This is a genomic window from Kitasatospora sp. NPDC097643 (assembly GCF_040302625.1).
Taxonomy (GTDB): domain Bacteria; phylum Actinomycetota; class Actinomycetes; order Streptomycetales; family Streptomycetaceae; genus Kitasatospora.
Genome location: NZ_JBEOSA010000001.1, coordinates 291,760 through 314,546, shown reverse-complemented (window position 1 = coordinate 314,546; position 22,787 = coordinate 291,760). Strand labels below are relative to the sequence as shown.

Annotated in this window: 16 protein-coding genes; 7 read left to right on the top strand and 9 right to left on the bottom strand. The window is 71.9% G+C overall.

Translation table 11 applies throughout. The features are described 5' to 3' along the window. Window positions 1-80: 80 nt before the first annotated feature. Window positions 81-1,406, top strand: coding sequence for a DUF1254 domain-containing protein (locus ABTY15_RS01490; protein WP_350574348.1), 1,326 nt, complete (start codon window positions 81-83; stop codon window positions 1,404-1,406). Between the two features lie 108 nt (window positions 1,407-1,514). Continuing rightward, on the top strand, window positions 1,515-2,849 hold the full coding sequence (locus ABTY15_RS01485) for a DUF1254 domain-containing protein (protein WP_350574346.1): 1,335 nt from the start codon (window positions 1,515-1,517) through the stop codon (window positions 2,847-2,849). An 81-nt stretch (window positions 2,850-2,930) separates the two neighbouring features. Here ABTY15_RS01485 and ABTY15_RS01480 read toward each other — a convergent pair whose 3' ends face one another. Further along, window positions 2,931-4,880 carry a BACON domain-containing protein gene (locus tag ABTY15_RS01480; RefSeq protein ID WP_350574344.1) on the bottom strand — a complete coding sequence of 650 codons (1,950 nt, stop codon included), beginning with the start codon at window positions 4,878-4,880 and terminating at the stop codon, window positions 2,931-2,933. A 177-nt stretch (window positions 4,881-5,057) separates the two neighbouring features. Between ABTY15_RS01480 and radA the strand changes: the two genes are divergently transcribed. Continuing rightward, window positions 5,058-6,605 (top strand): DNA repair protein RadA, encoded by a 1,548-nt coding sequence (gene radA / locus ABTY15_RS01475; RefSeq protein ID WP_350574342.1) that lies wholly within the window; start codon window positions 5,058-5,060, stop codon window positions 6,603-6,605. Between the two features lie 201 nt (window positions 6,606-6,806). Beyond that, window positions 6,807-7,865 carry a DNA integrity scanning diadenylate cyclase DisA gene (gene disA / locus ABTY15_RS01470; protein WP_350574584.1) on the top strand — a complete coding sequence of 353 codons (1,059 nt, stop codon included), beginning with the start codon at window positions 6,807-6,809 and terminating at the stop codon, window positions 7,863-7,865. 202 nt (window positions 7,866-8,067) lie between these two features. Here the strand turns inward: disA and ABTY15_RS01465 are convergent, their stop codons facing one another. Continuing rightward, complete coding sequence (locus ABTY15_RS01465) at window positions 8,068-9,018, bottom strand: hypothetical protein (protein WP_350574340.1); 951 nt, start codon at window positions 9,016-9,018, stop codon at window positions 8,068-8,070. Between the two features lie 227 nt (window positions 9,019-9,245). Here ABTY15_RS01465 and ABTY15_RS01460 point away from each other — a divergent pair, with 227 nt between their 5' ends. Beyond that, window positions 9,246-10,172 (top strand): HhH-GPD family protein, encoded by a 927-nt coding sequence (locus ABTY15_RS01460; RefSeq protein ID WP_502893395.1) that lies wholly within the window; start codon window positions 9,246-9,248, stop codon window positions 10,170-10,172. Between the two features lie 76 nt (window positions 10,173-10,248). Here ABTY15_RS01460 and ABTY15_RS01455 read toward each other — a convergent pair whose 3' ends face one another. Continuing rightward, window positions 10,249-11,850: an MDR family MFS transporter gene (locus ABTY15_RS01455; protein WP_350574338.1), complete on the bottom strand. Its 1,602-nt coding sequence runs from the start codon at window positions 11,848-11,850 to the stop codon at window positions 10,249-10,251. Between the two features lie 222 nt (window positions 11,851-12,072). On the opposite strand from ABTY15_RS01455, the gene ABTY15_RS01450 reads away from it, so the two are divergent. Continuing rightward, entirely contained in the window at window positions 12,073-12,708 is a 636-nt protein-coding gene (locus ABTY15_RS01450; protein ID WP_350574336.1) for a TetR/AcrR family transcriptional regulator, read from the top strand. Between the two features lie 22 nt (window positions 12,709-12,730). On the opposite strand, the gene ABTY15_RS01445 is transcribed toward ABTY15_RS01450, so the two are convergent. Beyond that, a complete protein-coding gene (locus tag ABTY15_RS01445; protein ID WP_350574334.1) occupies window positions 12,731-13,666 on the bottom strand; it encodes a M23 family metallopeptidase in 936 nt (311 codons plus the stop codon). 421 nt (window positions 13,667-14,087) lie between these two features. Here ABTY15_RS01445 and ABTY15_RS01440 point away from each other — a divergent pair, with 421 nt between their 5' ends. Beyond that, window positions 14,088-15,257 (top strand): threonine aldolase family protein, encoded by a 1,170-nt coding sequence (locus ABTY15_RS01440; RefSeq protein WP_350574332.1) that lies wholly within the window; start codon window positions 14,088-14,090, stop codon window positions 15,255-15,257. 130 nt (window positions 15,258-15,387) lie between these two features. On the opposite strand, the gene ABTY15_RS01435 is transcribed toward ABTY15_RS01440, so the two are convergent. The 5 genes from ABTY15_RS01435 to ABTY15_RS01415 all read right to left on the bottom strand — a co-directional run bounded on the left by ABTY15_RS01435 (window position 15,388) and on the right by ABTY15_RS01415 (window position 22,687). After that, the gene (locus ABTY15_RS01435; protein ID WP_350574328.1) at window positions 15,388-17,748 is read right to left on the bottom strand and encodes an immune inhibitor A domain-containing protein; all 2,361 of its coding nucleotides are present in this window, start codon (window positions 17,746-17,748) and stop codon (window positions 15,388-15,390) included. A 341-nt stretch (window positions 17,749-18,089) separates the two neighbouring features. After that, entirely contained in the window at window positions 18,090-20,609 is a 2,520-nt protein-coding gene (locus ABTY15_RS01430; RefSeq protein WP_350574326.1) for an ATP-dependent Clp protease ATP-binding subunit, read from the bottom strand. 652 nt (window positions 20,610-21,261) lie between these two features. Beyond that, window positions 21,262-21,612, bottom strand: a complete 351-nt coding sequence (locus tag ABTY15_RS01425) for a histone-like nucleoid-structuring protein Lsr2 (protein WP_350574324.1) — start codon at window positions 21,610-21,612, stop codon at window positions 21,262-21,264. A gap of 91 nt (window positions 21,613-21,703) precedes the next feature. Next, window positions 21,704-22,240: an amino-acid N-acetyltransferase gene (locus ABTY15_RS01420; protein WP_350574322.1), complete on the bottom strand. Its 537-nt coding sequence runs from the start codon at window positions 22,238-22,240 to the stop codon at window positions 21,704-21,706. Between the two features lie 9 nt (window positions 22,241-22,249). Next, window positions 22,250-22,687 carry a BlaI/MecI/CopY family transcriptional regulator gene (locus ABTY15_RS01415; RefSeq protein WP_350574320.1) on the bottom strand — a complete coding sequence of 146 codons (438 nt, stop codon included), beginning with the start codon at window positions 22,685-22,687 and terminating at the stop codon, window positions 22,250-22,252. Window positions 22,688-22,787 lie beyond the last annotated feature (100 nt).

Sequence of the window (22,787 nt, the reverse complement as noted above, 5' to 3'; positions counted from 1 at the left end):
GGTGCCGACCCACCCCACCCCGCCTAGCATCCCCTATGTCATCACATGTCCGAGATGTGTCACCTGGGGAGAGCGACAGCATGGTCAACCCGGCACTCGTGGACCCGGCCACCATCCGCGCCACCGCCGCCGAGGCGTGGATCCGCGGCTACCCCATCCTGCAGAACTACCGCACCCTCTACGCCCAGGCCCTGGACGACGCCGACCCGAGGTACGTCGGTGGCTTCGGCGTGTTCCGGCACTACTCGCAGCCCTTCACCCCCGCCGACACCGACGTCGTCACCCCCGACAACGACGCCGCGTACTCCTGGGCCTGGCTCGACCTGCGCGCCGAGCCCTGGGTCGTCTCGGTGCCTGCCGAGGACCGGTACTACGTCCTCCCGCTGCACGAACTCGACACCGTGTACGCCGGGTTCATCGGCGCCAATGCCACCGGCCCGGAGGCCGGCGACCACCTGGTGGCCGGTCCCGACTGGCAGGGCGAGACCCCGCCCGGCATCAGGAGCGTCATCCGTACCGCCACCCGGCTGATCGGCATCCTCGGCCGCACCCACCTCCCCGGCACCGACCCGGCCGACGTCGACGAACTGCAGCGGATCCAGCAGCAGTACCGGCTGCGCCCGCTGCACGAGTACGCCGGCACCCCGCCGCCCACCCCCGCCCCGGACCCGGTCTGGCCGGTCTGGCGCGAGGAGGTGCTGGACACCATCGAGTTCTTCGGCTTCCTCGACTTCCTGCTCGGCTTCTTCCCGGCCCCGCCCGCCGAGGCCGACCTGCGCGGGCGCCTCACCGACCTCGGCATCGACGGGCGCGGCGAGTTCGAGCCGGCCACCCTGCCGATCGAGGTCCGCGCCGAGATCGAACGCGGCATCGCCGACGGCCGGGCCCGCCTGGAGCGGGCCGCCGCCGGGACGGCCGGCTCGGCCGACCTGTTCGGCACCCGCGACCGGATCGGCACCGAGTACCTCGACCAGGCCCTCGGCGCGGTGCTGGGCCCGTACGGCCTGCCCGCCGAGGAGGCCTGGTACGCCGGCTGGCCGGAGGACAGCGCCGGCAACCGGCCGCCGAACGCCAGCGACCGCGACTACCTGATCCGCTTCGGCCCGCACGAGCTGCCCCCGGCCCGCTTCTTCTGGTCGGCCACCATGTACGAGCTGCCGGACCGCCGGCTGGTCGACAACACCCTGGACCGCTACTCGATCGGCGACCGCACCCCCGGCCTGGTCCGCGACCCGGACGGCGGCCTCACCCTCTACGTCCAGCACAAGCGGCCCGCCAACGCCCAGCACTCGGCCAACTGGCTGCCCGCCCCGGACGGCCCGTTCTCCGTGGTCATCCGGATCTACGGCCCGGAGGCCGCCGTCCTGGACGGCCGCTGGCGCCTCCCGCCGCTCACCCCGCGCTGAGCCCGCACCGCACGTCCCGTCCCGACCGTCCCACCCCGTCCCGACCGTCCCACCCCGACCGCCCCGACCGTCCCACCCCGACCGCCCCGACCCGACGAAGGACACCCGATGACCCAGCCCGAGCTGGAGGCCCTGGCCGCCGACGCGTACGTCTACGGCTACCCGCTCGTCGCCGGCCTGACCATGGTCGAGCGCTTCACCCAGGGCGGCATGGGCACCCTGCCGGCGGCGCCGTTCAACCACTTCAGCCACGCCACCCGGCTGGCCGGCCCCAGGGACCAGTTCGTCTCGGTCAACAACGACACCGTGTACTCGATCGCCCAGCTGGACCTCTCCGAGGGCCCGCAGGTCCTGCACGTCCCGGACACCGCCGGGGCGTACTACGTGCTGCAGTTCGTCGGCGCCTGGACCGACAACTTCGCCTACGTGGGCCGCCGCGCCACCGGCACCGGCGGGCAGACCTGGCTGATCGTCCCGCCCGGCTGGCACGGCACCCCGCCGGACGCCGCGCGGGTGATCGAGGCGCCGACGACCGTGGCCACCGTCGTCGGCCGCTTCGCCTGCGCCGGCCCGGACGACCTCGCCCGGGTCCAGGACCTCCAGGCGGCGCTCACCCTGGAGGCGCTGGAACCCGGCGGCCTGGTCGCCGGCCTGCCCGAGCCCGACCCGGACGTGCCGGAACGGCTCGCCTTCTTCGAACGCCTGCGGGTCTGGATGCGGGCCTTCCCGCCGTCCGCGCCGGACGTCGAGTACCAGCAGCGGTTCGCCCCGCTCGGCCTGCTCGACGAGGGCACCTCGCCGTACCGGGCGGCCGCCGAGGACTGGACGCTCTCCCTGCTCAAGGGCCTGGCCGCGGGCCGCGAGCGGGTCGAGGACGCCACCCGCCCGCCCGAGGACCACCCGGCCGGCGAATGGCGTGCGGCGCTGCACCTGTTCGACTACAACGTCGACCACCTCGGCCCCGGCACCCTCGACGACCCCGAATGGCGCATCCCCGACCGCCGGGCCGCCTACCTCAGCCGCGCCGCCGCCGCCCGCGCGGGCCTGTGGGGCAACCACGCCTACGAGGCGTCGTACGCGATGACCTACGACGACACCGACGGCCGCCCGCTCAGCGGCGCGCACCGCTACACGCTGCGCTTCGACGAACCCCCGCCGGTCGGGGCGTTCTGGTCCGTCACGATGTACTCCGTCCCGGACTACTACCTGGTCGAGAACCCCATCAACCGCTACTCCGTCGGCGACCGCACCCCCGGCCTGGTCTACGGCGCGGACGGCTCACTCACCCTGACCCTCCAGCACGAACAACCCGACGACCCGGTGGCGGCGGCCAACTGGCTCCCCACCCCCACCGGAGAGTTCCGCCCCATCATCCGCCTCTACCAACCCAAACCTGCGGTCCTCGACGCCACCTACCAAGTCCCCCCGATCCACCGCATCTGACCCCAGCCCCTGCCCCGCCTCGGCCGGTGGCGCCGGGCCCGGACGTGGCCGGGCTTTCGGCGCCTCTGTGGGCGGGAAGGCCTACCGCGCTGCCGGGGGTGTCGTGGCTGGGCCGGTCGGGTGGGGGGTGGTTGTTCCGGTCGGGGTGGGGGTCGGGGAGCCCGACGGTGTGGGCGGGGTCGGGTGCGGGGTGGGGGAGCCGGTCGGTGCGGGGGAGGTCGTCGAGGGCGGGGACGACGGTGCGGCCGTGGCGGTCGGGGAGGGGTGCCCGGACGGGCTCGGCGCAGTCGTCGGCGTGGTGGTGGGCGATGCCGTCGGCGACGCCGTCGGTGCGGTCGTCGGCGTCGGCGCGGCCGTCGCCGAGGTGCCCGGGTCGGCCGGGACGGTGGCGGAGCCGCCCCGGTTGTGCGGGCCGCCCTCCAGGGTCACCACCGCCTGCGAGGGCGGGAGTGCGATCCGCGCGGTCCAGTGCGTGGCCGGCGCGAGGTCCTCGTCCACGGTGACGATCACCGTGATGCGCTGGCCCGGTGCGAGGGTGCCGGCGTCGCGGCTGAGCCGGAGCCAGCTGGAGTCCACCACCGCGTGCCAACGGATCTCGGTGGCACCGGAGTTGGTGAGGGTGAGCACGGTCCGGCTGCCGTACTCGCCGGCTTCGACGGTGAGCAGTCCGGCCGGGGCCGGATCGGTCTGGCCGGGGGCCGCTCCGGCCCCGCCCACGGAGGCGCGCCCGACGGCGGGGGCCGGGGCGGCGACCAGGGTCGGGCTGCCGAGCGGGGTCGCGCCCCGGGCCGGCACCGGGACCACCGGCCCCTGAAGGATCAGCCTCGGAAACCCGGGAAGCAACGTTTCTGCACCCCGCCCCGCAGCCCCCGCCAGCTCCATCCCGGGCACCCCCGGCACCCCTGAGCCCGCCCCGACCGTGCCCTCCGCCGAGCCGGCCCCGGCTCCAGCCCCCGCCTCCGGCGGCCGCTGCGCCTCGACCCGTCCGGCCTCGTCGACCCGCACCGAGGACACCGCCGCCGCCGTCCCCGACCCGTCGCCACCCCGGTGCCCCGCCCACAGCGCGACCACCGGTGCCGCCAGTACGGCCGCGAGCACCCCGGTGGTCACCACCCGCCGACGGACCGCCAGGCCCCGCCCGGCGTCCGGCAGCCGGTGCCGGGGAAAGCCCACGTGGTCGAACCGCAGCCCCGGCTCGGCCGCCACCGGCCCCGCCGCAGCCGCCCGCCGTCCGGGCCCGGCCACCCCGGGCAGGTACCCCGCAGCCTCCGACGAGCCCTCCGACGAACCCTCCGCGGCCTCTCCCGCCGAACCCACCACCGAACCCGGCGCAGTCAGCAGCGGCAGCCCGGAGAGCCCGGCCGTGCCACCCTCCGCCGCCTCCTCGGCGACCCGCTCCGCCGTCCCCCGGCAGGTCGGGCAGTCGACCACGTGGTGCACCAGCTCCCGGCGCAGCGCCGGGCCGAGCACCCAGTCCCGCCAGGACTCCGCCCCGGCGCCGCCGAGCCGGTCCAGCTCCGGGCAGCTGCCGACGCCGAGGACCAGCAGCGCCGCCCGGGTCCGGGCGACCTCCGCCTCGGCGGCGGTGAGCAGTGCCCGGGTCCGCTCGAAGGGCAGGCCCAGCACCGCCGCCACCTCGATCGGGGTGAGCCGGTGCCGGACGGACAGCTCCAGCGCCTCGCGCTGCTCCGGGTCGGTGCCGGCCGCCTCCGGCCAGGCGAGCGAGGCCAGCTCACGCCGCCGCCGGGCCGCCTCGGCCTCGGTGGGATCCGCCGTGGCCCCCTGCCCGGCGCCGTCCGCGAGCCGCCGCAGGCAGCAGTACCGGGCCAGCGAGAACAGCCAGGCCCGGACCAGCCCGGGCTCGGCCAGCCGGCCGCCGTGTCGCTGCGCCAGCTCGCGGGCCTCAGCCAGGGCGTCGGCGGCCGCGTCGTGCTCGCACAGCACCGAGAGACAGTAGGTGAACAGGCCGTCCACCTGCCGGTCGTACGCCGCGAGCACGGCGCCCAGCGGCCCATCAGTACGCGTTGTCACCCGTCCGACGGTAGAGACGGCCGACGGCTGGTCCCGGCCATTCCCTGCTTATGTACTTCTTTCGGGTAACAACATCGCCCATCTGTGTGGATGCCCGCGCTGACTCCAGGGCCCGGCGCCCGCCCTGGCCCGCCCGCCCGCCCGGCATTGTCGGACCCACCCGCTACGGTGGCTCGCATGGCTGCCCGTACCAAGACCACCGCCAAGCCGCGCCCGGCGTACCGCTGCACCGAGTGCGGCAACCAGCTGCCCAAGTGGGTCGGCCGCTGCCCTGAGTGCAACGCCTGGGGCACGGTCGAGGAGTACGGCGCGGTGCCGATCCGGACGACGGCCGCGGGCCCGGTCAGCGCGCCGGCCCGCCCGATCGCCCAGGTGGACGGCCAGGTCGCGACGGCCCGCTCGACGGGCGTGCCGGAGCTGGACCGGGTGCTCGGCGGCGGCCTGGTCCCCGGTGCGGTGGTCCTGCTGGCCGGCGAGCCCGGCGTCGGCAAGTCCACCCTGCTGCTGGACGTCGCGGCCAAGGCGGCCAGCGCCCAGCACCGCACGCTCTACGTCACCGGCGAGGAGTCGGCCGGCCAGGTCCGGCTGCGCGCCGACCGGATCAACGCCCTCTCCGAGCACCTCTACCTCGCCGCCGAGTCCGATCTCGGCGCCGTGCTGGGCCACATCGAGGCGGTCGGCCCGGGCCTGCTGATCCTGGACTCGGTGCAGACCATCGCCTCCGCCGAGCTGGACGGCGCCCCGGGCGGCCCGGCGCAGGTCCGCGAGGTGGCGGGCGCGCTGATCCGGGCCTCCAAGGAGCGCGGCATGGCCACCCTGCTGGTCGGTCACGTCACCAAGGACGGCCAGATCGCCGGCCCGCGCCTGCTGGAGCACCTGGTGGACGTGGTGCTCAGCTTCGAGGGCGACCGGCACGCCCGGCTGCGGCTCATCCGCGGGGTCAAGAACCGGTACGGCGCGACCGACGAGGTGGGCTGCTTCGAGCTGCACGACGAGGGCATCGTCGGGCTGGCCGATCCGTCCGGGCTGTTCCTGACCAGGCGTGACAAGCCCGTCCCGGGCACCTGCCTCACCGTCACGCTGGAGGGCAAGCGGCCGCTGGTCGCCGAGGTGCAGGCGCTGATGGTGGATTCGCAGATCCCGTCCCCGCGCCGGACGACCTCGGGTCTGGAGTCGCCCCGGATCGCGATGATCCTGGCCGTCGTCGAGCGGCACGGCGGGGTCAAGCTGGGCAAGCAGGACATCTACACCGCGACGGTGGGCGGGGTGAAGCTGAGCGAGCCCTCCGCCGACCTCGCGGTCGCGCTCGCGGTCGCCAGCTCCTCCACCGACACCCCGCTGCCCAGCAACCTGGTGGCGATCGGGGAGGTCGGCCTGGCGGGCGAGGTGCGGCGGGTGACGGGTGTGCAGCGGCGGCTCGCCGAGGCGCACCGGCTGGGCTTCACGCACGCCCTCGTCCCGCCGGATCCGGGCAAGGTGCCGCCGGGCATGAAGGTGGTCGAGGTGGCGGACATCGGCGAGGCACTGCGGGCCATCCCGGGTCGCCGCCGGGCCGCTGCCAAGCCGCGCGGCGAGGCCCGTGGTGACGCTCGTACCGAGGCCCGCGCCGGGGCGCGTGGTGAGGCACCGTCGGGCCCCCCGGCCCCCCGCGCGGCCCGGGTCACCGCCTACCCGGAGGAGCTGATGGACGGCTGGGAGCCGCTCGACTCCGACGAACTGCGCTGACCCAAGCCCTGTCGATGCCGCACGCAGTTAGACTTTCCCCAGTCTCATTGGCCAGAAGGCAGTACCGAGCGGTACTGAGCGACAGAGCAACAGACCGCGGACCGGCGCACGGCGTGAGGCGCGCGGCACGGGGTCGACCGGAGGAGTCACGTGGCAGCCAGCGACCGGGGGGCGGACAAGGCCTCCCGTGAGGAGGCCCTGCTGCGGGCCTCCCTCAGTGCCATCGCGCCCGGCACGGGGCTGCGTGACGGCCTGGAACGTGTCCTGCGGGCCAACACCGGCGGTCTGATCGTGCTGGGCTTCGACAAGACCGTCGAGTCGATCTGCACCGGTGGTTTCGTCCTGGATGTCGAGTTCACCGCCACCCGGCTGCGCGAGCTGTGCAAGCTGGACGGCGCGGTCGTGCTGGACAAGGACATCACCAAGATCGTCCGGGCCGGCGTGCACCTGATGCCGGACTCCACCATCCCCACCGACGAGACCGGCACCCGCCACCGCACCGCCGAGCGGGTCAACCGGCAGACCGGCTTCCCGGTGGTGGCGGTCTCGCACTCGATGCGGCTGATCGCCATGTACGTCAACGGCACCCGCCGGGTGCTGGAGGACTCGACCACCGTCCTCTCCCGCGCCAACCAGGCGCTGGCCACCCTGGAGCGCTACAAGCTGCGCCTGGACGAGGTGGCCGGCACGCTGTCCGCGCTGGAGATCGAGGACCTGGTGACGGTCCGGGACGTCACGGCCGTCGCCCAGCGCCTGGAGATGGTCCGGCTGATCGCCACCGAGATCGCCGGCTACGTGCTGGAGCTCGGCATCGACGGCCGCCTGCTCTCGCTCCAGCTGGACGAGCTGATCGCGGGCGTGGAGCCGGAGCGCGAACTGGTCGCCCGGGACTACTTCCCGGAGCGGGCCGCCAAGAAGGGCCGGACGGTCAACGAGGTGCTGGCCGACCTGGAGGCGCTGACCCACGCGGAGCTGCTGGACCTCCAGACGGTCGCCAAGGCGCTCGGCTACTCGGGCACGCCGGAGTCCCTGGACTCGGCGGTCTCGCCGCGCGGCTACCGGCTGCTGGCGAAGATCCCGCGCCTGCCCAACACGGTGATAGAGCGCCTGGTCGAGCACTTCGGCGGTCTGCAGAAGCTGCTCGCGGCCAGCATCGACGACCTGCAGACGGTCGAGGGCGTCGGCGAGACCCGGGCCCGCTCGGTTCGCGAGGGTCTGTCCCGCCTTGCCGAATCGTCCATCCTGGAGCGCTACGTCTGATCTGACGACGCCGCGCCCACCGCGTACGCCGCGCCCACCGCGCCCACCGCGCACGGAACCACGACGGCCCCCGGGGAGCACCTCCCCGGGGGCCGTCGCTCGTCCGGACTCGTCAACCCGCCGTCGAACATCGACGCCCCGAACGCCGAAGTCCCCGGTCGCGGAGCGGCCGGGGACTTCCTGCGCGGGACCTGAGCGTGGCTCAGCTCTCCAGTCGGATCGAGGAGCGGGCCGAGGCCTGGCCGCCGGAGAGGCCGACGAGGTCGGCGACCACCAGGTAGGTGCCGGCCGCCGGGGGCGTCGGATCGGCCGTGGCGCACTGCTGCTTGCTGCGGCTGCGGTCCCAGGTGAAGGTCTCGGTCAGGCTGTTGTTCGCCGGGATCTGCACCCAGCTGCTGCCCCGGTCGGCCGGGCAGTCGCCGGAGGACCAGATCCGGTCGCCGTTGCTGGCGGTCACCGTGATCGCCGAGGCCGTCCGGCCCAGGTCCACCCGGCAGTTGGTGCCGGAGGTGTTCTTCACCGTGAGCGAGAGCCGCGGCTTGTCCTTGGGCTGGTACGAGTTCTGCGCGCTGGTCAGCTCCAGGGTGACCTGCGCGGAGGGGCAGATCTGAAGCGCCATCACCTCGCCGGTGTTGATCGCCGGAGCGCCGCCGCCGGAACCGCCGGAGCCACCCGCCGCCGCACCGCCGGCCGCCGCGCCACCCGCTGCCGCACCGCCCGCAGCGCCGCCACCCGCCGCGCCGCCACCGGTGGCCGCGCCGCCGGTCGCCGGGTTGGAGGTGCTGCCGCCGCCGGTGCCACCGCTGCTGAGGCTGACCTCACCGCCGCTGGAGCCGGCCACCGGGCCGCCGCTCGGATTCCCGCTGCCGCCGCCGTTGTTGCCGCCGCCCGTACCGCCGGTGCTGCCGCCGGGGCGGGCCGCGGGGCCGCTCGGGGAGGCGCCGGGGGTGATGGCCTGGGCGGGGGTCTGGGACTGGGAGGGCACGGCCTGGGCAGCCTTGCTCGATGAGCCGCCGTCACCGCCACCGTCCTGATCGTTCATCAGCCAGGCGATCAGGGCGATGACCGCGGCGACGGCTACGAGCACGACGACGCGCCGCCGCCAGTAGATCGAAGCCGGCAGCGGTCCCACGGGTTGACGCAGAGAGGGCACGCCCAAACTCTACGAGACTGCGTGTGGCGATTGACTCACCAACACCGCACAGTCGCCCCTTCCTTCACATGATCCGCCATATGAGCCGTTCGAGGGAGCCCCGGAGGAGTGATTTCCGGGGGTTCCGCACCGGAAAATCCGGAACCCATTGCTCCGTTCGGCCCCCGCTCCGCCGCCGCCCGACTCGACTTCGGCCCGGTCCGCGGCCGTGGGAGGATCGAAGGGCCATGACTGCCATCACCGCCACCCCCGCCGCACCGGAGGCCCTCCGGCTGCCGATGCCCCTGCCGCTGCTGCACGGGACCGTCCTCGACTGGTACGAGGCCAGCAAGCGCGACCTCCCCTGGCGGACGCCCGACGCCACGCCCTGGGCGGTCATGGTGAGCGAGTTCATGCTCCAGCAGACCCCGGTCAAGCGGGTGCTGCCCGCCTGGGAGGCGTGGCTGACCCGCTGGCCCACCCCGGCCGACCTCGCGGCCGAGGCGCCCGGCGAGGCGGTCCGGATGTGGGGCCGGCTCGGCTACCCGCGGCGTGCGCTGCGGCTGCACGCGGCCGCGGTGGCGATCACCGAGGAGCACGGCGGCGAGGTGCCGGACGACCACGACACCCTGCTCTCGCTGCCCGGCGTGGGGGAGTACACCGCGGCCGCCGTCGCCTCCTTCGCCTTCCGCCAGCGGCACGTGGTGCTGGACACCAACGTCCGCCGGGTGTTCGCCCGCGCGGTCTCCGGCGTCGAGTACCCGGCCCAGGCGACCACCGCCGCCGAGCGCCGGACGGCGACCGCGCTGCTGCCCGACGATGCCGAGACCGCGGCCACCTGGGCGGTCGGCGTGATGGAGCTGGGCGCGCTGGTCTGCACCGCGCGCGGCCCGGAGTGCGGCGACTGCCCGCTGTTCACCGCCTGCGCTTGGCAGCGGGCCGGCCGCCCGCCGTACGAGGGCCCGGCCCGGCGCGGCCAGACCTACGAGGGGACGGACCGGCAGGTGCGCGGCAAGCTGCTCGCCGTGCTGCGGGAGGCACACGGTTCGGTGCCGCAGGCCCGGCTGGACGCGGTCTGGCCGGACGCGGTGCAGCGGGCCCGGGCCCTGGACGGCCTGGTGGCCGACGGCCTGGTCGAGCCCGTCGAGCAGGGCGTCTACCGGCTCCCGCAGTAGCGCGTGACGGACGGCGCCCCCGGAAGAACCTTCCGGGGGCGCCGTCCTCGTATCAGCCGGCCAGCCGGTCAGCCGGTCAGACCGCCGCCGCCTCCAGCGAGGCCTCGGCCGACTTCTCCGCCTTGCCGGTGCCGGCACCGCGCAGTGGCACCTCGCGCACGAACACCGCGGCGGCGATCGCGATCACGGCCACCCCGGCGCCCCACAGGAAGACGGTGTGCATGCCGTTGGACACCGCGTGGTTGTAGGCGTCCTGGAGGTAGTCGGGCTGCTGTCGCAGCTCGGCCAGACTCATCTGGCTCGGGTCCTTCATGCCGCCCGGGGGCATCGGCTTCCCGGCCAGCATCTCCGTCATGGTGTCCGTCACCCGGTTGTTGAACAGGGCGCCGAACAGCGCGACGCCGAAGGAACCGCCGATGGTGCGGAAGAGGGTGGCGGTGGAGCTGGCCACGCCCATGTCCTTGAGCTCGACGCTGTTCTGCGCGACCAGCATGGTGATCTGCATCAGGAAGCCCATGCCGGCGCCGAGCACGATCATCCAGCAGGCGGAGGTGAAGCTGCTGGTCCCGATGCCCATGGTGGAGAGCAGCAGCATGCCGCCGGTCATCACGACGGTGCCGATGATCGGGTAGATCCGGTACTTGCCGGTCTTGGTGACGGCCTGGCCGACCACCAGCGAGATGACCAGCATGCCGAACATCATCGGCATCAGCAGCAGGCCGGAGTTGGTGGCCGAGGCGCCCTGGACGGTCTGCTGGTAGAGCGGCAGGAAGACGGTCGCGCCGAACATCACGAAGCCGACGATGAAGCCGATGATCGAGACCAGGGTGAAGTTCAGGTTCTTGAACAGGCTCAGCGGCAGCATCGGCTCCTCGACGCGCTGCTCCACGTAGCAGAAGGCGATCAGCGTCGCGGCGGCGAGCGCGGCCAGGCCCAGGATCTGCTTGGAGCCCCAGGCGTACTGCTGGCCGCCCCAGGTGGTGATCAGCACGAGCGAGGTGATGCCGGTGGTGAGCAGGACGGCGCCCAGGTAGTCGATCCGGGCGGTGCTGCGGACCTTCGGCAGCTTCAGGGTGACCACGACCACGGCGAGCGCGATCACGCCGAGCGGCAGGTTGATGTAGAAGGTCCAGTGCCAGCTGAGGTGGTCGGTGATGAAGCCGCCGGCCAGCGGGCCGCCGATGGTGGCGAGGGCCATCACGGCGGCGAACATGCCCTGGTACTTGCCGCGGTCGCGCGGCGGGACCAGCGCGCCCATGATCGACATGACGCCGACCATCAGACCGCCGGCGCCCAGGCCCTGCACGGCGCGGAAGCCGATCAGCTCGTTCATGTTCTGCGACAGGCCGGACAGCGCCGAGCCCACCAGGAAGATCACGATCGAGGTCAGGAAGGTGCCCTTGCGGCCGTAGAGGTCGCCGAGCTTGCCCCAGATCGGGGTGGAGGCGGCGGTGGCCAGGGTGTAGGCGGTGACCACCCAGGACAGGTGCTCGGCGCCGCCGAGGTCGTGGACGATGGTCGGCATGGCGGTGCCGACGATGAGGTTGTCGAGCATGGCCAGCAGCATGGTGACGACCAGGCCGACCATCACGAGGCGGATCTCGCGGGGTGACCGCGGCTGCTCCTCCTCGGTTTTGCTGTCCTCCGGTTCCGGGCCGGCGGTCTTGGACTGTGACATGAGGTGGTGTCTCCCGGAGGGGTGTTCGGACGAGCGCCGCATCGTGCGACGGGCTACTTACTTGACGCCCGGCTAGTTTGTGGATCGTCGGCACGGTAAGCTGTTCACTAGCCGGTCGTCAAGCTAGTTTCCCGACCAGCCACCTGGGCAGGGAGAATGGGCCCGGGCCGGACACCACCCCCGGGGTCCGCAGCAGTCACCGACGCAGTCATGAGGCAGGCCATGGGCACTCCGCACAGCCCCCGCAGCGACACCCGGGCTCGCATCATCGAGGTCTCGCTCGAACTGTTCTCCGAGCAGGGTTATGAGCAGACCTCACTGCGCGAGATCGCCGACCGCCTCGGCGTCACCAAGGCCGCGCTCTACTACCACTTCAAGACCAAGGACGACATCGTCCTGGGGATCGTCGAGCGGATGGCCGCGCCGATGGACGAGACCATCGCGTGGGGCCGGACGCAGTCCTGGAGTCCGGAGATGCGCGACGAGCTGATCCGCCGCTTCGCGGACGGGATGGCCGAACGCGCGCCGCTGCTGCGCTTCTTCCACGAGAACCAGCCCGCGCTGCGCGACTCCCCGGCCGGGCTGGCCTTCCGGGACCGCATGATCACCATGATGCAGCTGGTGCACGGGCCGGACGCCGACTTCCAGGACCGGCTGCGGGCCGCGATGACGCTGTTCACCGTCCACTCCGCGATGTTCCTGCTCAAGCAGGACAGCTCGGACTGCGACCGCGCCGAGAACGTCTGGGGCGAGCCGCTGGACGTGACGACCACGCTGGACCAGGCGATCGGGGCGGCCCGGGAGGTCGCGCTGGAGATCGGCGGCCGGATCAACCACCCCGCTCCCGCCCGCCCCTGAGGGCCGATGCCCGGCGGGGCGGTCAGAACCCGGTGACGCCGTGCCCCGCGAGGTAGGCGATCGGGTTGACCACCGCGCCGTAGCGGTTGCTGGTGCGGATCTCGAAGTGCAGGTGCGGCCCGGTCGAGTTGCCGGTGCTCCCGGAGCGCCCGATCTCCTCGGCCGCCGACACCCGCTCGCCCCTCGACACCGAGACCGAGGACAGGTGCGCGTACTGCGCGAAGTGCCCGTCCGCCAGCCGCAGCACGATCTCCTTGCCGTACGCGCCGTCCCAGCCGGCCGACACCACCGTGGCGTTCCCGACCGCCAGCAGCGGCGTGCCGGGGCCGACCGCGAAGTCCACGCCGGTGTGGTACCCGGCCGCGTACTCGGAGTTGGCCACCCCGTACGGATTGCTGGTCGGCGCGCCCGGTACCGGCGCCGACCACTCGGGAGCGGGGGCGGGAGCCGGAGCGGGGGCCGGGTCCGGGGCCGGGGCGGGCGCGGGCTCCGGAGCGGCAGGAGCGGCCGCGGGGGCCGGCTCGACCGGCAGCAGGTTGGCGGCCACCGCCACCAACTCCTGCGCCGAGTTCCCGCCGTCCGGCAGCCGGTACGGGCTGGGCCCGGCGACCTGGACGATCCCGGGGCTGGGCACCGCCGCCTGCGGCGCGGTGAAGGCCGAGCTGCCGGGCGTGGTGGGCCGGACGGTCTGCGCCGCGGCGCTCCCCGGCGCCGCCACCAGCAGCGCGCCGGCCAGCAGCACCACGACCGCCCCGGCGGAGACCACCGCGTGGTCGCGCTCGGCCCGCTGCCGGCTGCCCGGCAGCGTGGTGTGCCGGGGGGTGGCGAGCGCGCGCAGCGGCGGCACGGCATGGGTGCGGACGGCACGGCCGAGCCGGGGCCGCCAGGCCGCCGTCTGGGCCGCCGTACGGGCGGCGAGCCGGCGAAGGGCCGGCCCCACGGGCGGGACGGTGGACATCGGTAGCCGAACCTCACGGTCGTACGGGGGCAGCACGAAGAGCCCGTTCGGGCGTGTGCTGAGCGGTGGACCACTCAGGTGTAACCGTCACCGAGCGGAGTCCCAAACGGTGTGACGTACTACGGCGTGTAGTCAGCGCGGGGCCGGAGATTCAAGCCGATGGAGTAACGATCACGCGATCGGATCGTCCCCGACCGGCCCGAACCCGCCCCGGCCACCGCCCGTACCGGCTACTACCGTCGGTCGTACCAGCCCCGCGCCCTGTGAGCAGGACCACGCCCCGCCGGGGTTTGAGCCGCCGGGCACCCGCCCGAACACCCGCCCGTGCACCCGCCCCGCGCACCCGCCCGAACACCGCCCGGACGCCTTTCCCCCGGTCCGCACCGCTGACCCGGAGCGCCCGCTGCGGGACCATCGACGTATGTATGGCAACAGCAGCGAAGACCTCGACGGCACCGACCGCCCGAGCCTCCCGGACCGTCGCTACGCCGCCCTGCGCGGCTGTGAGCGGCTGCTGTCCGGCGCCCGGCCACAGAGCATCCGCGAACGCCTCGCCGCCCTGGCGGCGGCGGACGGCGGTGGCCACGACCTGGACGGCCGCCCGGACCAGTACGGCGACGGCGTGGTCCGCACCCTGGAGCGCCGGGTCGCCGGGCTGCTCGGCACCGAGGACGCGGCCTACTTCCCCACCGGCACGATGGCCCAGCAGGTCGCCCTGCGGATCCACGCGGAGGCGGCCGGCGTGCGCACCGTCGCCACCCACCCGCTCGCCCACACCGACCGGCACGAGCGGCACGCGCTCGGCGTGCTGACCGGGCTGCGCAGCGTCTGGCCGACCATCGAGCCGCGCCTGCCCGGCGCGGCCGAGCTGCGCGCCTTCGACGAGCCGTACGCCGCGCTGAGCCTGGAACTGCCGCTGCGCGAGGCCGGCTTCGTGCTGCCCGGCTGGGCGGAGCTGACGGAACTGGTCGCGGTGGCGCGGGAGGAGCACGGCGCCGCGGTCCACCTGGACGGCGCCCGGCTCTGGGAGTCGGTGTTCCACCTCGGCCGGTCGCTGCCGGAGGTCGCCGGGTTGGCGGACTCGGTCTACGTCTCCTTCTACAAGACGCTCGGCGGGATCAGCGGCGCCGCGCTGGCCGGGCCGGAGCGCTTCATCCGCACCGCCAAGGCCTGGCGGCACCGCTACGGCGGCCAGCTGTACCAGCAGTGGCCCGCCGCGCTCTCCGCGCTGGCCGGGCTGGACCGCGAACTGCCGCTGCTGGAGCGGTACGTGACGCACGCCAAGGTGGTCGCCGAGGCGCTCGCCACGGCCGTCGCCGGGGTGCCCGGCGCCCGGGTCCACCCGGCCCCGCCGCACACCCACCAGTTCCAGCTCTGGCTGCCCTACCCGGCCGGGGAGTTGGAGGAGGCGGGGCTGGGGCTGGCCGAGGAGGCCGGGATCGGGCTGTTCGGCGGCTGGCGCGAGCGCGACCTGCCGGGCCTGGCGATGACCGAGGTCACGGTGGCCGCCGCCGCGCTCGACTGGAAGCCGGCCGAGGTCGAGGCGGCCGTCGCCGCCTTCCTGGACCGCCTGCCGGCCCGCCGCGGCTGAGACCGCACCCGGGCACCCCAGCCGGGGCCCGGAAAGGCGTCCGGCCCGCCCCCGCGTGCTGCGGGGACGGGCCGGACGTGTGCGGTGTCAGATTCGCCTGGTCACAGGCTGATCGTTACTGCTCGTTCGATCAGTTGTCGACCGGACGGACCCGGATCCAGGTCTCCAGGTAGTTCGAGGACTCGTTCTCGACCTCGATGCTGGTGCCCGTCTTCGGGACGATGACGCTGCTGTACGGGTTGTCCTTGGACCAGTACTCCTTCAGGTCCGAGAACTCGTCGACGCCCTTGGCCTTCGGGATGACCGTCTCGACGCCGTTCTTGTGCAGGGTCAGCGCGGGGACGCGACGCGAGCCGAAGGTCGAGTCGAAGCCGTTGATGCGCGGACGCATCAGCGAGCCGTCGGCCCACTTCATCGGGGTCGGGTGCGAGTCGATCGGGAGGATCAGACCCTGGCCCGGGTGGGCGCTGACGTTGTTGTCGGTCTGCGACTCGTCCCACAGCCAGATCAGCAGACCGGGCTGGTAGGAGTAGTGCTCGACCCAGCCCGGCTTGGTGTTGCCGAAGCCGAAGTTGTACGGGCCGGTCTTCAGGGTCTCGTCGAAGGAGATCCACTGACGGTTCTCGGCGATGTAGTACTGGGCGTAGTCCTTGGAGAACTTGCCGCTGATGCGCGAGAAGCCCTTGGCGGCCCAGCCGTTGTCACCGTTCTCGGCACCGTCGGTGAAGACGGTGGAGCCGTCGACGACGATGCTGATGTCGTCCAGCGCCACACCCTTGAGGTGCAGGCCGCCGTCGGTGGTGTTGTGGAAGCGGACCTTGATGGCCTTGCCGGCGTAGGCGTCCAGCGGGAAGGACAGGTCGCCCCACTTGCCGCCCGAGTTGCCGGTCAGACCGGCCTTGGCAGCGGCGTTCTTCGGGATGGCCACACCGTTGAAGGTGCCGTCCACGGCGGTCCAGTTGGCGCCACCGTCGGTCGAGACCTCGGCGTAGGCGTAGTCGAAGTCCTGCTCCAGGTCGTACCAGGCCTTGGCGTTCAGGCTGGCCTTGGCCTTGCCGGTCAGGTCGAGGTCACGGGTCAGCGTGACGTCGAGGTTGTCGGCGGAGCCGCTCCACCACTCGTTGGCACCCGCGAACGGGGTGTTGATCTCGGTGGTGACGGTCTTCTTCGGCAGGTCGACGACCAGGGCCTGCGGCAGCTTGGAGTTGTACTCGACCGGGCCGATGTGGTGGGTCGACTCGGTGCCGGCCTTGGCCTTGTCGTACTTCAGCCAGCCGAGCTTGAGCTTGCTCCAGGCGTCGAAGTCGTTCGGCATGTCGCCGATGCTGTCCTTGCCCTGGCCGAGCCAGGAGCCGGAGGACATGATCGACCAGAAACCGACCGAGTTGTCGATGCCGGTGCCGGCGGTGTCGTAGAGGTCCGGCAGACCGAGGTCGTGGCCGTACTCGTGGGCGAAGACACCGAGGCCGCCGTTCTCGGGCTGCATGGTGTAGTCGCCGATCCACAGGCCGGTGTCGCCGACCTGGACGCCGCCGAGCTTGTTGTCGGCCGGGCCGGTGGAGCCGGCCTGGGTGCCGTAGACGTACGAGCGGTGGGCCCAGAGCGCGTCGGTGCCCTGCTTGCCGCCGCCGGCCGACTCGTCCTCACCGGCGTGCACGATCTGGAAGTGGTCGATGTAACCGTCCGGCTCGTTGAAGTTGCCGTTGTGGTTGTAGTCGTACCGGTCCCACTTGTCGTACTGAGCCAGGGTCGCCTTGATCTGCTCGACCGTCTGACCCTTCGCCAGCTGGTCCTTGTACCAGATGTCGACGGCGTCGCGGATCAGGTCCTGCGCGTTGGCGCAGATGTGCTGACCGCAGTAGTTCGAGCCGTAACGGGCCTCGTTCCACGGCACGCGCACCCAGTCGGTGACCTGACCGTCCACCGAGTAGCGGCCCGAGGACTGCTTCTCGTAGTACGTCTTCAGCGAAGGCTTGTCCTTCGAGAAGTACATGTCCTGGAAGTGGGCCTGGTTGTAGTCGGCCTGCCAGGCGGTCGAGTTGTTGGTGGCCGGGTCCGGCTTCTCGATCTGGTTGTGCTGCGGGCCCGGGGTGCCGCCGTACTTGAGCTTGCCGTCGGCGGTCTTGGTGGTGTTGTCCACCTGGTCGCCGAAGTCGACGAGGATGGTGAAGATCTTGTCCGTGCGCTCGCGGGCGAGCTCCACGTACTTGTCCTTGCCCAGCTTGATGCTGGAACCGCCGCCGTGCTCCTCGACCTGGGCCGTGCCGGCGAGCAGCTGCTCGGTGGCGGCCTTCTGCTCGGCCTCGACCTTCTCGGTCAGCGGGCCCGGCAGGTTGTGGTCGACCTGGTTGGCCTGGACGGCGTCAGCCGGGTCGGTCGGCACGGGGGCCGAACCGGCGGCGACGGCGGCGCTGGGGAACAGGCCCGCGCCGAGCGTGACTATGACCGCTGCGGCGGTCGCGACCGCAGCGGTTCTCCTGATGTGCTTCAACGTTGTGACGTCCTCCCCGACCGGGGCCAGCTCATGGCCAAAGCCCGGCAAACCAAAATGAAAGACAGGTGGACGTCATTTGATCCAAGCGTGGACGGAAAAGATAGACCTTGACCATGGCATGGCCACGCCGCTATGCTCCGCGACTTCCCATCAGCTGACCATATGTCAACCGTATGTTCGTTAATCCTTACTGAGAAACGGGACGCACCCGCACCAGCCAGCCGTCGGGCCGCCCGCCCCGGGCCCCGCCGCCCCCGGATCGGGTCGTACGGGAAGCACCGAGCCCCCGGCACGAATGCCGGGGGCTCGGTTGCTGTGAAGTTGTCTGTTAAATGTTGCTACTTCGTCAGGTCCGGACCGGACGAGGCAACAGCGGCGGGGGTGTCCGCGACGGCCGACTTCTCCTCGCCGCGGAAGGTGAACTTGGCTTCCTTGCCCTCGCCCTCGACGTCCACGACGACGATGTGGCCGGCCCGCAGCTCGCCGAAGAGGATCTTCTCGGAGAGGTGGTCCTCGATCTCGCGCTGGATGGTGCGGCGCAGCGGACGGGCACCCAGGATCGGGTCGTAGCCGCGCTTGGCCAGCAGCTTCTTGGCCTCGACGCTGAGCTCCAGGCCCATGTCCTTGTCCTTGAGCCGCTCGTCCACCTTGGCGATCATCAGGTCGACGATCTGGATGATGTCGTCCTCGGACAGCTGGTGGAACACCACGATGTCGTCGACGCGGTTCAGGAACTCGGGGCGGAAGTGCTGCTTGAGCTCCTCGCCGACCTTCGCCTTCATCCGCTCGTACCCGGTCTGGGTGTCGCCCGTGGCCGCGAAGCCGAGGTTGAAGCCCTTGGAGATGTCCCGGGTGCCGAGGTTGGTCGTCATGATGATGACGGTGTTCTTGAAGTCGACCACGCGGCCCTGGGAGTCGGTCAGGCGACCGTCCTCCAGGATCTGGAGCAGCGAGTTGAAGATGTCAGGGTGGGCCTTCTCGACCTCGTCGAAGAGGACCACGGAGAACGGCTTGCGGCGCACCTTCTCGGTCAGCTGGCCGCCCTCCTCGTAGCCCACGTAGCCGGGGGGCGAACCGAAGAGCCGGGAGACGGTGTGCTTCTCCGAGAACTCGGACATGTCGAGCGCGATCAGCGCGTCCTCGTCCCCGAAGAGGAACTCGGCGAGCGTCTTGGACAGCTCGGTCTTACCGACACCGGACGGGCCGGCGAAGATGAACGAGCCGCCGGGGCGCTTCGGGTCCTTGAGGCCCGCGCGGGTACGCCGGATGGCCTGGGAGAGCGCCTTGATGGCGTCCTTCTGGCCGATGACGCGCTTGTGCAGCTCGTCCTCCATGCGCAGCAGGCGCGAGGTCTCCTCCTCGGTCAGCTTGAAGACCGGGATGCCGGTGGCGGTGGCCAGGACCTCGGCGATGAGCTCCTCGTTGACCTCCGCGACGACGTCCATGTCGCCGGCCTTCCACTCCTTCTCGCGCTTGGCCTTGGCCTGGAGGAGCTGCTTCTCGTCGTCGCGCAGGGACGCGGCCTTCTCGAAGTCCTGCGCGTCGATCGCGCTCTCCTTCTCGCGGCGCACGTCGGCGATCTTCTCGTCGAACTCGCGCAGGTCCGGCGGCGCGGTCATCCGGCGGATGCGCATCCGGGAGCCGGCCTCGTCGATCAGGTCGATGGCCTTGTCCGGCAGGAAGCGGTCCGAGATGTACCGGTCGGCCAGGGTGGCGGCGGCGACCAGGGCGGCGTCCGTGATGGAGACCCGGTGGTGGGCCTCGTACCGGTCGCGCAGACCCTTGAGGATCTCGATGGTGTGCGGCAGCGAGGGCTCGGCGACCTGGATCGGCTGGAAGCGGCGCTCCAGCGCGGCGTCCTTCTCCAGGTGCTTGCGGTACTCGTCCAGGGTGGTGGCACCGATGGTCTGCAGCTCGCCGCGGGCCAGCATCGGCTTGAGGATGCTGGCGGCGTCGATGGCGCCCTCGGCGGCGCCCGCGCCGACCAGGGTGTGCAGCTCGTCGATGAACAGGATGATGTCGCCGCGGGTGCGGATCTCCTTGAGCACCTTCTTCAGGCGCTCCTCGAAGTCACCGCGGTAGCGCGAGCCGGCCACCAGGGCGCCCAGGTCCAGCGTGTAGAGCTGCTTGTCCTTGAGCGTCTCCGGGACCTCGCCCTTGACGATCGCCTGCGCCAGGCCCTCGACCACGGCGGTCTTGCCGACGCCGGGCTCACCGATCAGGACCGGGTTGTTCTTGGTGCGGCGGGACAGCACCTGCATGACCCGCTCGATCTCCTTCTCGCGCCCGATGACCGGGTCGAGCTTGGCCTCGCGGGCGGCCTGGGTGAGGTTGCGGCCGAACTGGTCCAGGACCAGCGAGGTCGACGGGGTGCCCTCGGCGGGCCCGCCGGCCGTGGCCGACTCCTTGCCGCCACCGGTCTGGTAGCCGGAGAGCAGCTGGATGACCTGCTGGCGCACCCGGTTGAGGTCGGCACCCAGCTTGACCAGGACCTGGGCGGCGACGCCCTCGCCCTCGCGGATCAGGCCGAGCAGGATGTGCTCGGTGCCGATGTAGTTGTGGCCGAGCTGCAGGGCCTCGCGGAGCGACAGCTCCAGGACCTTCTTCGCCCGGGGCGTGAAGGGAATGTGGCCGGACGGGGCCTGCTGGCCCTGGCCGATGATCTCCTCGACCTGCTGGCGTACGGCCTCAAGAGAAATCCCGAGGCTCTCCAGGGCCTTAGCGGCGACGCCCTCGCCCTCGTGGATCAGACCCAGGAGGATGTGCTCGGTGCCGATGTAGTTGTGGTTGAGCATCCGGGCTTCTTCCTGAGCCAGGACGACAACCCGCCGCGCGCGGTCGGTGAACCTCTCGAACATCGTTTATCGCTCCTCAGAGCGGTCGGGCAGTTCGGGGTCGGTCCCCGCCCTGTCCTTCCGCATGCTAGTCCCGCTCAGCGGCGCGGCCCACGGATTCACTCCCCGGTACGGGAGCGAGATGCTGCGCGACCAGCCGACACCAATCCCAACCTGATGCTGGGAATCGGTGTTCCCACAGGTGGGCCGGATGCACCGGATACCGCTACGCCATCGGCGAACAAGAGTCGCCGGGGCGGAGCCGGACCCTCTCCGGCCGGTCGCGCATACTGCCCCTGGACGGGTCCGAGAACCCGTCCACCTGCATTCATACCCGGTATCGGGGCGGTTCTCGCGCAGTTTCCGCGGTGGCGGTGTTCGCCTGGCGAGAAGTCGGGCCGCGGTGACGGTGGTTCAGCGGCGGCCGCGGTGGCCGGTACGCCATCCCGGTGGTGCCGGCGTTACCGCTTCGCCCCTACAGCGTTGCACAGCTCGTGATTGTTCCGCCGCCCGAGCCCGCACCCCGGACACCGCCCGGCGCGGGCGGCGGAACGGCCGGTCGGACGCGCGCCGCGGGGCGCGGAGGAGACTCCTCCGCGCCCCGCGCGTGTGTCGTCGGCGCCGTGCGCGGCCGCCGGGGCCCCGCACCCGCTCCGGCGGTCCGGCGGCGCCGGGATCAGGACGCGTTGGCGTCCTCGTAGGCCTTGCGGACGCCGCTCGGCACCCGGCCCCGGTCGTTGACCTCCAGGCCCTGCTCCTTGGCCCACGCGCGGATCTTCGCGGTGTCCGGGGCGCCGGCACCCGGGCGCGGCGTGGCGCCGCGGACCGGACGGCGGGCGCCGGCCAGGCGGCCGCTCTGCTTGCGGCCCTTCTCCACGTACGGCGCGAGCAGACCGCGCAGCTTGTCCGCGTTCGCGCTCTTCAGGTCGATCTCGTAGGCAACGCCGTCGAGCGCGAACGTCACCGTCTCGTCCGCCGAACCGCCGTCGAGATCGTCTTCAAGAATGACCTGCACCCTCTGTGCCACGGGCTTCCCTTTCCGCTAAACGACCCATTGCCTAAGGAAAGGAAAGCGCCTTTCACCGGAAAACACAAACCCCTGCCCGGTGCCGAGCCGCTCAGAGGTGCAGCAGCATGCGCGAGTTGCCCAGAGTGTTCGGCTTCACCCGCTCCAGGTCGAGGAACTCCGCGACACCTTCATCGTACGAGCGGAGGAGTTCTTCATAGACATCCGTAGCGATCGCCGCCGGGTCTGTCGTACCATCATCGGTTTCCTGGAGCTCGCCGATCTCGACGAAACCGTGTTTCGCGAAGAACGGAACCTCGAACGTCAAGCAGAAAATCCGACGGACGCCCAGCCAGCGCGCGGTCTGCAACAGCTTCTCCAGCAGCAGATGTCCGAGCCCGAAGCCACGGCAGGACGGATCCACCGCGAGGGTGCGGACCTCGGCGAGATCCTCCCACATCACGTGCAGCGCGCCGCAGGCCACCACCACGCCGTTGTCGTCGCGTTCCGCGACCCAGAACTCCTGGACGGATTCGAACAGTGTGACTGTGGGCTTGTCCAGCAGAATGCCGTCGGGCGAGTAGGCGTCGATGAGCCTGCGCACTGCCCGCACGTCCGTGGTCCGCGCGCGGCGGATGGTGACCTCCATGGCGGGACGTTATCGTGTCGCGCCCGGCTCGGTCTCCCCGGTATCCGGTCCGGGCTCGGCGGAATCCGCGGGCGGCGGATCGGACGGGAACAGAGCGGCCACCCGCAAGGCGTCCCGGAGTGCCTCGCGCTGCTCCGGCGACATCAGGCCGAAGAAGTGCACCAGGGCCGCCGCCGGATTGTCGCTGGTGGCCCAGGCGTCGTTCATCAGGGCCGCCGTGTACGCCTCACGCGAGGACACCGGTTCATATCGATAGGCCCGGCCGGCCCGCTCCCGGCGCAACCAGCCCTTTCTGTGCAGCTTGTCCAGGACGGTCATCACCGTGGTGTAGGCGATTTCGCGTTCCGACCGCAGATCCAGGAGAACCTCGCGAACCGTCACCGGTCGGTTCCACTGCCACACCCGGGTCATGATGGCGTTCTCAAGTTCGCCGAGTTGCCGGACCATAGTGCGGCCAGGATAGGGAGTGAATGGGGCAAATCTTGTGAAGTGCGCCAAACCGGCGCGCCGCCACCCCCGGAATCGGGAATGGCGGCGCGGTGGTCGT